This is a genomic window from Streptomyces sp. NPDC037242 (assembly GCF_055604165.1).
Map to the genome: position 1 here is coordinate 156177 of NZ_JBVJUY010000010.1, position 11855 is coordinate 168031.

11 protein-coding genes are annotated in these 11855 nt (G+C 69.7%); 7 read left to right on the plus strand and 4 right to left on the minus strand.

Going from position 1 to position 11855, the window contains the following annotated elements:
• The first annotated feature begins 301 nt into the window (after positions 1–301).
• Positions 302–1798, plus strand: coding sequence for a PE-PGRS family protein (locus ACZ7GJ_RS14690; RefSeq protein ID WP_470751773.1), 1497 nt, complete (start codon positions 302–304; stop codon positions 1796–1798).
• Here the strand turns inward: ACZ7GJ_RS14690 and ACZ7GJ_RS14695 are convergent.
• The gene (locus ACZ7GJ_RS14695) at positions 1728–2567 is read right to left on the minus strand and encodes a PE-PGRS family protein (protein WP_470751775.1); all 840 of its coding nucleotides are present in this window, start codon (positions 2565–2567) and stop codon (positions 1728–1730) included. The genes ACZ7GJ_RS14690 and ACZ7GJ_RS14695 overlap by 71 nt on opposite strands.
• Positions 2568–2758: 191 nt before the next feature.
• On the opposite strand from ACZ7GJ_RS14695, the gene ACZ7GJ_RS14700 reads away from it, so the two are divergent.
• Positions 2759–4159, plus strand: coding sequence for an MGMT family protein (locus tag ACZ7GJ_RS14700; RefSeq protein ID WP_470751777.1), 1401 nt, complete (start codon positions 2759–2761; stop codon positions 4157–4159).
• A 33-nt stretch (positions 4160–4192) separates the two neighbouring features.
• Here the strand turns inward: ACZ7GJ_RS14700 and ACZ7GJ_RS14705 are convergent, their stop codons facing one another.
• The 3 genes from ACZ7GJ_RS14705 to ACZ7GJ_RS14715 form a co-directional block, all read right to left on the minus strand.
• Complete coding sequence (locus tag ACZ7GJ_RS14705) at positions 4193–5707, minus strand: LacI family DNA-binding transcriptional regulator (protein WP_470751778.1); 1515 nt, start codon at positions 5705–5707, stop codon at positions 4193–4195.
• Positions 5708–5736: 29 nt separating this feature from the next.
• On the minus strand, positions 5737–6087 hold the full coding sequence (locus ACZ7GJ_RS14710; RefSeq protein WP_470751780.1) for a DNA-binding protein: 351 nt from the start codon (positions 6085–6087) through the stop codon (positions 5737–5739).
• Positions 6088–6210: 123 nt separating this feature from the next.
• Entirely contained in the window at positions 6211–6462 is a 252-nt protein-coding gene (locus ACZ7GJ_RS14715) for a helix-turn-helix domain-containing protein (protein WP_470751782.1), read from the minus strand.
• Between the two features lie 652 nt (positions 6463–7114).
• Here ACZ7GJ_RS14715 and ACZ7GJ_RS14720 point away from each other — a divergent pair.
• The 5 genes from ACZ7GJ_RS14720 to ACZ7GJ_RS14740 all read left to right on the plus strand — a co-directional run bounded on the left by ACZ7GJ_RS14720 (position 7115) and on the right by ACZ7GJ_RS14740 (position 11854).
• The gene (locus tag ACZ7GJ_RS14720) at positions 7115–8029 is read left to right on the plus strand and encodes a hypothetical protein (RefSeq protein WP_470751783.1); all 915 of its coding nucleotides are present in this window, start codon (positions 7115–7117) and stop codon (positions 8027–8029) included.
• Complete coding sequence (locus ACZ7GJ_RS14725) at positions 8026–8724, plus strand: ATP-binding protein (RefSeq protein ID WP_470751785.1); 699 nt, start codon at positions 8026–8028, stop codon at positions 8722–8724. Before ACZ7GJ_RS14720 ends, ACZ7GJ_RS14725 begins: the two co-directional genes overlap by 4 nt.
• 99 nt (positions 8725–8823) lie before the next feature.
• Positions 8824–9615 carry a DUF2637 domain-containing protein gene (locus tag ACZ7GJ_RS14730; RefSeq protein WP_470751787.1) on the plus strand — a complete coding sequence of 264 codons (792 nt, stop codon included), beginning with the start codon at positions 8824–8826 and terminating at the stop codon, positions 9613–9615.
• Between the two features lie 694 nt (positions 9616–10309).
• On the plus strand, positions 10310–10744 hold the full coding sequence (locus ACZ7GJ_RS14735; protein WP_470751789.1) for an NUDIX hydrolase: 435 nt from the start codon (positions 10310–10312) through the stop codon (positions 10742–10744).
• An 84-nt stretch (positions 10745–10828) separates the two neighbouring features.
• Positions 10829–11854, plus strand: a complete 1026-nt coding sequence (locus ACZ7GJ_RS14740; protein ID WP_470751790.1) for an NAD-dependent epimerase/dehydratase family protein — start codon at positions 10829–10831, stop codon at positions 11852–11854.
• The last annotated feature ends 1 nt before the right edge of the window (position 11855 follow it).

Genomic DNA, 11855 nt, shown 5'->3' on the forward strand with positions numbered 1-11855 from the left:
GATTCGCATCGCGGGCCAAGGCCTTGAGTGGCTTACCGGCGTGTCTTGGGAGCCATCTGGGAGCCGACCTCGGAGCCCGGCTCCCACGGGGAGCCGGGCCGAGCGCCCGGAAAGCTCACCGCATGGCTTGTGCCGGCACGAGCGCCGACGGTACGACGATCACATGCACCGTTGGTCACCCCTCAACGATCGCCAGCTCGCCCTCCTGACCCGAATCGAGGAGGGCGTCGAACCTGTCACGTCAGACACTCCCGAACTCGCCGTCACCACCAGGGCCCTGAAAGCGCGGGATCACGTCACGATGCCCAAAGAGGGCGGGAAGTGGCGGGCGGAGATCACCGAGGTCGGGCGCTTCTACCTCCAGCACGGCCATCACCCCGACCGGCCTGACCCGGCACTGCGGAAGAGCCGCCCGGCGACGACGCCCGGACCCAAGAAGCCGGAATCCGCCCACGTCGCGGAGAAGGCCGCTGCGGAGCAGAAACCCCCGGTACAGCGCGTTGCCAGAGCACCACGGCCCTCTCCTGCCGACATCGGACGGGCTCTGATCACCGAGGTGCAGCAGGCCGGCCGCTTCCTCCGAGTCCCCAACCCGGACGAGGCCGCGCGGGCCCGCTACCGAAGGGCATTCGACGCGGCTCGCCAGTGTGCGCCTGCCGGGTACCACCTGAAGTACAGCGGGCGGACCAAGGGGGACTTCTTCCTGGGGCTGCTCCGGGTGACCGGCGAGGACGACACGGAGTGGAACCGGATCCGTCTGGCACGCAGCCGCGTGATCACCGACGTGGACGATGTCCTCGCGGCCGTGACCGCGGACCACAGCGCCTTCGAGATCTCCGACGGGGCACTTCCCCGCGTTCTGTCCCTGCTTCGCCTCATCGCCGAGCAGGCCCTCCCTCTCCACGGGGAGATCGCGGTCTCGAAGAAGCGCAGGCAGCCGAGGCCACTGCTCACGATCCATGGCCGTACATACGAGATCACCTTCAAGGAACGGCAGAAGCAGGTCCGGTACGTGCCCAAGCCGGCGGGCCGCCGCACGTACGACTGGCAGCGGGTCGTCCCGGCGCAACGGTTCGAGCCATCCGGGGAACTGGAGATGGTCCTCGCCCAGCAACAGGGCTACCAGTACGGCTGGAAGAAGGAGTGGGCCGACACCGAGAAGAAGCCGCTTGAGGACCAGATCGGTTCGGTACTCCGGGCGCTGAGAACCCGGGCCGATGAGCAGGAACGGGCCCGGCTGGAGCGGGAGGCCGAACAGCGCCAGCAGCAGGACGAGCGGGAACGGCAAGCAGCTGAGAACCGCCGACTGGAGGTCGAGAGGCAGGAGCGCGCCCAGCGGGAGTGGGAGGCCGCAGTCGGCGTGGCTTCGATCAAGGCGGTGGACGCCGCTCGGGCCGAGCACTTCGGCACCGCGCTGGAACAGTGGCGAGCAGCCGGAGAGATCCGAACCTTCTGCACCGCGCTGGACGAGGCCGCCGCCCAGACGCAGGACCCCTTCGAGGCCGAGCGGCTCCGGGAGTGGTCGGCCTGGGGCCGGACGGAGGCCGACCGTCTGGACCCCACCTTGAACGGGAAGGGGCTTGGCGTCCGGAACTTCCACGCGGAGCCGACGAAGAACGAACTGCGGCCGTTCCTCGACGGCTGGCACCCACACCGCCCGGAGAAGGTTCAGCCACCGGCGGAGCCCACACCGCCCAAGGCGGAGCCCGAGCGGTGGCGGGACGGTTTCAACGACGTACGTCGGGACCAAGGCTGGAGACATGGACCCCAAGGCCGCGCTCAATGGTGGAGGCGATGACGCCGTGCCCACGGTCCCGGAGCGCCTTCACCGCCTGCTCGACCAATTCGCCGAGTCGCAGCACCTCGGCGCGTAGGGCGACGAGCTCGTCGTAACGCTCGGCCTTCTCCTCCCCGCACCACTCCCGGACCGTGCGCAGCGTGGCCGCTTCCGCGTCCAGCTTGCGGTCGTCCCGACGGTGGTACGAGTGCCAGGAGGGCCGGGCGCGCTCCTCATCCACGGCCTGCTGACGGTGGTCCACCTCCGGCAGGACCTCCTCGGCCAGGCTCTGAGCCACCTGCCGCGCGATCCGCTCGGCTACCGGCCAGCCGACCAGGCAAAGGCCGTTGCGGTCCTCGTGAACCATGCCGTCGCCGCGAAGCTCGGCGGGGTCCATGCCGACCAGCGGCGCCGTCTCGTCGAGGTGTCCGAGCTCCAGCACGCCCGCGTCCGCCACCGCCTTGCGTAGACGCAGCCTCCCCTTGGGGCGGACGAAGCCCAGGATCATCCGCGCCGCCTCGAACTCGGCGCTCCCCCGCGCCTCCCTTGACGCCTCGGCCAGGGCGAGCTCCGCCGTGTCATCCGCACGGAAGGCGTCGACATCAGCCCAGAGCACGAGCAGACAGCCGGCGCTGACCCACTCCTGTAGTCCGGCCTCATCACCGTCCAGGAACCGCACGTGGATTCCTGACCTGCCGGAGGCGCCCATTCGGACGATCTCCACCTGGCGCAGGGCGCCGCCCAGTTCCTTCGGCTTGGCCCGATAAGCCCAGCACTCCCCGATCTCCATCCCTCCATTGAGCCAGGTCGACGGCATCGCCGGATGCCCATCAACAAGATCTCGACGGCGAGCTGAGTTCGGAGTCAGCCCCACCCCGTCCGTGATCTACCGGAGCAACTGCCCCGGGGCGCGGCCCGCACGTAGGCTCGGGGCGGTCGGTGCGGGAGCGCCTGGCTGACGGACTGGGGCAGGGGGACAGCGTGGATCATCTCTTCACCGTCGAAGGGGCCTTGGCCGCACCCGTCGCACCAACCGCGCTCGCAGCGGAGGGGCTCCTCGAACGACAGCACCTCCAGGAGTGGGTGATCGCGCACCCGCAGGTCCTCGGAGAGTCGGTGCTGGTCATCACCGCCGAGTTCGACCGGTGGGCCGACACGGACGGGGTGCCGGCGCGGGACCGACTGGACGTCCTGGGCCTGGATGCCACCGGGCGCCTCGTGGTGGTCGAGCTGAAGCGGGGAACGGCAGACCGAGACGTACACCTCCAGGCGATCACCTACGCCGCCCTGGTTTCCCGGTTCGACCTCGGCACCCTGGCCCAGGCGCACCGTGACTTCCTGAAGGGCAGGGGCCAGAGCCTCGACCTCGACGAGTGCCGACAGCGGCTCTTGGACCACGTGGACGGAGACTGGAGTCCGGAGCTGCTCCAGCGCCCTCGGCAGGTGATCATCGCGGCTAGCTTCCCCAAGCAGGTCACCCACACCGTCGTGTGGCTGTCCGAGATGAACCTCGACATCGACCTCATCGAGGTCGGCCTCTGGAAGGTCCAGGGGCAGCTCGTCGCCGGGTTCACCAAGGTCTATCCCACCCCGGAGGTCGAGGAGTTCACACTCGCTCCGGCCCGGATCGAAGCCAAGGCCGCAGCCCAGAAGCTGGAGGAACGCTCACGCACCCGCAACGCGGTGCACGTCCTCGTCGACGCCGGTCTGCTGCCGGACGGGGCGCGGCTGCGGCTGGTACCGAGGCATGGCGCACCGGAATCCATCCGCGAGCGCATCCGCGCATGGGTGGATGAGGACGGCAGACGCGCAAGCGTCACATGGAACAACAACACCACCGAGCCACTGACCTGGGAAGCCGACGGCAAGCCGTACACGCCGACCGGGCTGGCCAACCACATCTTCACTAGCGTGACCAGCCGCAAGGCCGACGGGATACAGGGCACCACCTGGTGGGACGTCGATGCCGAACCCGTCCCGGACACCGTCGACCGCGACGAGTGGGCAGCGCTGGCGGGCAGCCACCTCGCGGACCTGGCCAAGCAGCTCGGCGGTACCCGCAAGGACTGGTCGAGTCTGCACGCTCTCCTGGAAGCCATCCCGTCCGGTCGGTGGACGACCTACGGGGATGTGGCGACTGTGATCGACAGTCATGCCGTCCCGGTTGGTACGCACCTGGCAACCTGCGGCAAGTGCCCCAACGCCTGGCGGGTGCTCACCACGTCGGGGGCTGTCAGCTCCGGCTTCCAGTGGCCCGACCCGGGGCGCACAGAAACTCCCGCAGATGTCCTCGGCAGCGAGGGCATCCACTTCGAGGCGGGCGCCGCCGCTCGGGAAGCACGCCTGCCGCTGGACGACCTCCGGCGTCTCCTGCGCAACTGACGTACTGCCGGGCGCGGCACGTGCCCCGTCCGGCTACCGCGCTGCCGATCGAGCTCGCAGCAGCGTGTCGAGCGCACGCACTGGGGACCTCGGAGTCATCGACAGGCGGGCATCGAGCGCTACCTCCCACTGCTGGGTGAGGCCCGCGAGCAGGCGCTGGCGCATGCCCGGGGTCACGTGGGCGTAGCGGGCGGAGACGGATCCGTCGATGTGGCCCATGCGCTCGTCCATGAGGACCTTCTCCGTGCCGAGGTCCTCCATGAGCGTGCGGTGGGAATGGCGTAGGCCGTGCGGGGTGAGGCCCCTGGCGATAGCCGTCCAGCAGGCGTCGGCGCGACCCTGGGCGTTGCGACCCCGGACCGGTATGCCCGGGAACGGGTCGCCGAGGAGCGGAACGGGACGGGGCTCCTGCGGCGCCTTCTTCGGGTACCAGCCCGTCGTCGCCGGGTGGAAGAGCCAGGTGGCGAAGCCATTGCGGCGCCAGTGGGCGGCGTGCTCCGAGGGCGCGCCGCCTCGTACGAAGCCCAGCTCGGTGATGGCGAGTTCGACGCGGGTACGGGTGGCCTCGCGCACACGAGCGGGGTGGTTGAGGACGTTGGACACCGTGCCTGTGGAAACGCCGGCGCGGCGGGCTACGTCGACCAGCTTCGCGCCCTGGTGGCCTCCGGTGCGGGCGGTGCCCTGGCCTTGGAAGGCGTACGTCCTGCCATGGCACGGGCACGGCGTGGGCTTGGTGCGGGCGACGTGGTCGGCCACGAGGGCCGAGAGCCAGTCGGGGGCGTCGATGGTGCGGTAGCTGTCGTCCTTGGGCGGGCAGCGGACCATCACACCCGAGTCGAGCTCGTACAGCTGCCACTCGACACGGACCGAGCCGCGGCGGGCGAACTCGGTCTCCAGACCGACAATTTCACCCCATCGCATACCGGTGTACGCCTTGAGGATCACTGCGACGAACTCGTCGTCCCGGCCGGACAGCAGGGCAGCCCGCTCGGCGATCAGGAGGGCGCCGAGGGCGTCCGTGACGACCTTCTCCGGACCGCGGTCGGCAGAGCGGCCGGCCCGCTTGCCCCTCCCCCGGCGCTTGGCGGCGGGGTTCGCGTCGATAAGCCCCTCGTCCACGGCATCGGCGAGGATGAGGTGGAGCGTGGCCCGCCAGGTCTTGACGCTGGAGGCGGCGTAGGAGGCCCGTTCCTTCTTCTCCCACAGCGCGACGTCGGTGCGGAGGATGCCGGAGAGGGCCTTGTCCTCGAAGTCGGGGAGCAGGTGCTCCTCGATGTGGCGCCGGTAGTTCTGCATGGTGGACGCGGCCAGGTCCTGGGCCTCGTACCAGCGGCTCGCGTATTCACCGAACGTCTCCTGGCCCAGTGACGGGTCGCGTACGGTACCGCGCCGGAAGCCGATCTCCGCCTCGTCGGCGACCCGCTTGGCCTCTCGCTTGGTGGCGAACTTGATGGTCGCTCCGGTCGAGTCGACGACCGTGGTGTGCTTGCCGGGCGCCGTCTTGTACCGACCGCGCCAGTAGTTGCCGCGCTTCTCCGCGAAACCCACTATTACCTCCCCTCTGGTTACTGATCCGTCTACGCGGTGGTGTCGAAGTCGTCCTGACGAAGGCGGCGGGGCGGGCGGGCCCGGAGGCGGGCGGCCGGGCGGACAGCCGTAGTCAGCGGCGGCACTGGGCGGATGGCGGGTGCACTGGGGCTTGGTGCGCTGGGCGGCCGTATCTCGTGGAGCCTGACGATCTCGACGAGGTGCTCGGCTGTGAAGCGGTACGCCCGCCCGACCCGCGTGGATGGGATGAGGGCGCGGCCGGCCCGGTCCTTGACCCACCAGGCGGAGCAACCAAGGGCTTCGGCTATTTCCTCCGGGCGGTAGAGGCGAGGCAGAGCCTGCGCCGCGGGGTGGGCGAGGGGAATGGGCGAGTGATGCAAGACGGATCCTCGTCTGGCGCGACAGGCAAGCCGGTGCCGTGGCGGCGGTTCAGGAGTGGGCGGGGATTGCGCTGCGAGAGCCCGGGCGACGGCGCTGGCACACCGTCGGCCTGGGGAGTACCGCTACGAGGCCTGCTGGAGCAGGGCGAGCGGGGAGACCCCGAGGGCGGCGGCGATGGCGACGAGGTCGTCGACATCGCAGCGGCGCCGGGTGCACTCGATGCGGGAGAGCATCGTGTTGGTCATGGGGTGGCCGAGCGCGGTTACGCGGTCGGCGAGCTCGCGCTGGGCGAAGCCTCGCGCTATACGCAGGTTCTCAATGGCGGCGGCGGTCCGTTCTCCGGCAGGGCCGATTTCCGTGGGACGTCGGGGCATGAACCTGTTGTAGCTCTGGATCCATGATTTCGGAAATCCCGGATCGGGATGTATAGGCGTCCCATGACCGCGACCGCGTTCGCGTTCGCGTTCGACGAAATACCGGGATGAACTCAAGGTGTGCTCGCAGCCAAACCGCTATATGCGACGATTCCAGACACCCTTTCCCCATCTATAGAGACCTGCTGGTCACGACCGCCCCGCACCAGCGGAGGCGGCAAGTTGGATCGAGGACTGCACTCCGGTCAAGGCCCTTCAGGGCGCATTCTTCTTCGCGGCGTCACGCATCGCCGGCTCTTTGGCCATTCCCGAATCGGGCCCTATCGTGAACGAAACCCGCGACCGCGATTTCGACCGGTGCTGTTCCGTAGCCGGAATCGCTGGACTTGCGCGCGCCGGGTGTGGCTATGTTGGCCACGATCCGGTGAGGGAATACGAAAACGGCCCCCGGCGTACCAGCGCCGAGGGCCGAAGAGTCCCCTACCGAACCGCCCACTCCTGAACGATCGAGTCGGTGGTGACGGGCTGCCAGGCCTGCCGCCGCCGGGTGAGGAACGTAGATGCCCCACAGTACGGCCCAGGCGGCCGTCGACACACCCCTGCCCACTTCGCACGTCTCGTCCGGGCCCAGCGCGAAGGCGGGGCGATAGACATGGCACGCATCCGCACCATCAAGCCTGAAGCCTTCAGCTCCGAATCGCTGGCCGCCGTCAGCATCGCCGCCGAACGGACCTTCTTCGGCCTGCTCACCCAGGCCGACGACCACGGGCGCTTCCGCGACCAGACGGCCGTCATCGCCGGCCTGCTGTGGTCCCTGCGCCCCGACCACGGCCCCGTCGAAGTCGAGGACGACCTCAACCAACTCGCCATGGCCGACCTGATCTGCCGGTACGAGGGCGAGGACGGCAAGCGGTACCTGCACATCGTCACCTTCGCCCAGCACCAAAAGATCAACCGCCCCAGCGGCGTCCGCCATCCTGTCTGTCCCCACCACGACGGCGGCCAGATGTCCTCGCCCTCACCGCTGACTCACGGAGGGCTCCATGAGGACTCCGCACAGGCTCACGCATCCCTCCGCGAGGGTTCACAGGAACGGCGCGAACCCTCAGCGAGCCACGTTTCCGCAGGTCAGAGCGGATTCACTGAGGCCTCCATGAGGGCTCACGAACGATTCCCCGAGCCGTCCATGAGCCCTCACGGTCCGGATCTAGGACCTAGGATCAGGGATCTAGGATCAACTCCGTTGGGGGGCGCGGGCGCCCCCGCGCCCGAGACCGTCTCGGCCCAGCAGATGGTCGCCGAGTACGCCGCCGCATGCCCCAACCGCCCGCCCAGCGCGGTGCTGGGACAGCTCGGGCGGTCCGCCACAAAGCTTCTCGACGACGGCATCGACCCAGCCCACATCCGCGTCGGACTGCTACGGCTGCGGGAGAAGGCCCTCCACCCGAGCGTGCTGCCCAGCCTGGTCAACGAGGCCATGAACCCGCCGCAGCAACCCGTGCGCCAGGCCCACCGGACCTACGCCAACCCGGCTGACGCCGAAGCCGCTTACGGAGGCGCCCTGTGACGACCGCAACCCGCGAACCGCAACGTGCCGGGATCCTGGCGGCCCGCCTGAACGCGATCCTCGCCGCCCGGGGCATCGACCCCGACTCCGCCCCCGCACAGCCCGCGTCCGAGCCCGTGACCGCACTGGAGCTGGCCGACCGGCGCATCCCGGCCCGCTACCGCGAGGCCACCACCACCGACCCCGGCGTACAGGCCTGGACCGCCGAGGTCACGCGCATGGGCAGGGTCGGCCCCGGCGGCACCCGCGGGATCTCGCACGGGCCCTCGCTGCTGATCGTCGGCCCCACCGGCACCGGCAAGACCTACCAGGCGTACGGCGCCGTCCGATCCCTGCTGATCGCCGGGGTCCGGCTCCGCTGGCAGGCGGTCACCTCCGCCGACCTGCACGCCCAGCTCCGCCCCCGCCCCAGCCACGACGCCGAGCGCGAGATCCAGGACCTCGGCAGGTGCCCACTGCTGATCCTCGACGACCTCGGCGCGGCCAAGCAGTCCGAGTGGACCGAGGAGCTGACGTACCGGCTGATCAACCGCCGCTACACCGAGATGCTCCCCACGCTCATCACCACCAACCTCCCCACCCAGGCACTGCGCGACGCCGTCGGCGACCGCGTCGCCTCCCGCCTGGCCGAGATGACCGACCGGGTCATCCTCAGCGGCACCGACCGCCGCCGGGCCGCCCCGCGCACTGCCTGACCAGCGCTGGCGACTCCACCACCACCTCCGTCCCCTTCACACCGCCCCTCCACCGCTCGCGCCCAGCGAGGCCGGTGGAGGGCCCTCTGGAGTCCCCGCTTGACCTCACACGCGTACGCGTCCCTACCGCGCACCACGGCGTGGGACCGGGCCGCGATCCTCACGCTCGGCGCCGCCGGATGCGCACTCTCCTACGACGCGCTCCAGCAGATGGCTGTCGCCGTCCACATCCGCGGATACCTGACGTACCTCTTCCCGCTGGTGATCGACGGCTTCATCGCCTACGGCGTCCGCGCCCTCCTCGTCCTTCACACCGCGCCCTACCGCGCTCGCCTGTACGTGTGGACGCTCTTCGGCACCGCCACCACCGCCAGCATCTGGGCCAACGCCCTCCACGCCATCCGCCTCAACCAGCTCGCCCCGCCCACCGGCGGCCTGCGGCTGGGCGACGTCACCGTCGGCATCCTCTCCACCCTCGCACCTCTCGCCCTCGCCGGCGCCGTCCACCTCCACATCCTCATCACCCGCCAGCCCTCCCCCGCGTCGGACCGCGCGGTCCGGCCTCCTCGCGGCCAAGGGGCCGAGCAGAGCAGTGGACCGGATCCGCCAGTGGCAAGACCCGAAGTCGATGACCCTCCGGCGGTACAAAAAGCCCTGCACAAGCCCCGGCGCCAGAACAGGATCGGACGCCCGCCTGAAGCTGAACTACACGAATTGCTGGAGCTGGTCCGCCCTGTCCTAGGAACGCACGAAAAGCCAACCCGCGGACGGGTCCGCGGGATCATCCGGGACGCCGACCTCGGCATCGCAGAGAACCGCCTCACCGAGCTCCTGACCGTCTTGCGCGCGGACCACCTCGCCGCCGACGGTTCTCGCACGCATCCCGAGTGACCCAAAGTCTCCGCAGGTCACAGCCCTGCACCAGCCTGGACCAAGGTGCGGACCACACTTCCGTCCGCGGAATACCGGCCGGCGTCCCCGCTGCCTGAAACACGCACTCCACCGCCCTCAGACGATGCTCGGCGGTCCGGCCCCACCCCGCGCCGCGGACCACGGACTCCCGCTCCATGCGGACCACCACCGCGTACGAGCCCACCAGCCCACGCATCCGGCCGAAGAACCAGCGCATGCACGACGCGGAACGCGAAGAACGCAGGCGTCGCCGCAGCCGCCTCCAGCCAAACCCCGACACCAGCGGAGCAAGTTATCGGCCAAGACACTCTTCCCCGTTGGGGAAGGCGCCTCGGCCAGAGCCCGCCCCGGGGGTGACGGGCCCGGACCAGCGCCGGGGGCACTGGTCCGGGAGGCAGCGACCGAGGGCGGACCGCAGCCGGAGGAGAAGCAGCCATAGCGCCGACAGCTCTCGGAAGTGCACAGTTCACGTAAGCACTTCCCCTAGGCCGGTCGCCCGCACCGCCGACTCCGCCAGGCCGGCGGAAGAGTTGGACGCGGCCCCCGTCGCGTCCGAAAGACCTTGGGCCGCGTCCAGGCGGCGACCGACTGAATGCTGAACCAGCCCTCGGAACACGCCGTGGGCAACAGCCAGACCTGCCGTAGTCCAACTCGCCAAGTGGAGGCATTCGCTGTGCCCGAGAAGGTCACGAAGGAAAAGGTCCTCGTCTACGTCGTGCGCGACGGGCGTCTGCTGGTGTTCCGCCACACCGACTACTCGTACGAGGAGGTCGGCATCCAGGTCCCCGCAGGCAGCATCCGCCCCGGTGAGACCCCGGAGGCGGCCGCTCTGCGAGAGGCCCGCGAGGAGACCGGCCTGTCGGACTTCAAGATCGTCCGCAAGCTCGGCGAGACCGAGTACGACATCAGCCCGTACCGGTTCGAGATCCAGCACCGGCACGTCTTCCACCTGGAGCTGACCGAGTCGACCCCGGAGCGCTGGATGAGCCAGGAGGACCACGACGGCGAGCAGGACCCGACTCACTTTGAGTGCTTCTGGATCCCCCTGGAGGCCGCGCACATTCTCCAGTCCGGCCAGGGCGCCCTGCTGGGGCGTCTGTCCGACTAGCCAATCATCCCGCCACAATCCGGGCAAGGCCGCCCTGAGAGCCGGGATGGTGCCCGCACGGTGCTTCGTGGCAGGGTCGACTCCATGCGGATTTTGGTGATGGGTGGCACCTGGTTCCTTGGTCGCGCGATCGTTGACGACGCACTTCGGCGTGGGTGGGACGTAACGACGTTCAACCGAGGCCGCTCCGGAGCGGTTGAGGGTGCCGACACGGTCCGGGGTGACCGGACGAGTCCCGACGACCTGAAGCAACTCGCCTCACACGGACCGTGGGATGCCGTGATCGACACGTCCAGCAGCGAGTTCCCACCCCGTGACGTGCTCCTCGCCGCCGATGCCCTGCGTCCGGCCGCCGCCCGGTGGGTGCACGTCTCCACGGTGTCCGTCTATCAAGGGTGGCCCCACCACCCGCTCACCGAGGACTCCCCGCTGCTGGAATGCCCGCCAGACGCCGATGAGTCGTTCGGGCACACGGGCGCTGACGGCAGCCCGACGAAGTACGGGTTCCAGAAGGCAGGTGGAGAGGCTGCCGTGTGCGCCGCCTTCGAAGACGACGTGGTGTTCCTGCGGCCCGGAGTGATCTTGGGTCCTGGCGAGTACGTCGGCCGCCTCCCGTGGTGGCTCACCCGTGCCCAGCGCGGCGGCCCGATCGTCGTCCCGGCGCCGGCCGCCCAGATGATCCAGCCCGTTGATGTGCGGGACGTCGCCACGTTCGCCGTCGATCAGGCCGCTAGCACCGCTGACCCTGGCCGGGCGTTCAACATCGCCCACCCCGAGGGCATCAGCTGGGCTGACTTCATTGCCGCATGCCAGGCCGTCACCGGTAGCACCGGCAGCCCGGTGTGGGCCGATGCGGCGGCACTCACCGCGCACGGCGTCAAGCAGTGGACGGAGCTTCCACTGTGGCGCACCCACTCCGGGGTCTGGTCCGTCGACGCCTCCCGTGCTGTGGCGGCCGGGCTCCGCTGCCGTCCGCTTGCCGACACCATTGCCGACACCTGGGCGTGGATGCAGGCAGACGGTCGACCGGTCGAGCACCCGAGGTGGGCCGAGCACGGAGTGGACCCAGGCAAGGAAGCCCAGATCCTCGCCGCCCTTGGCCACCCTTAGA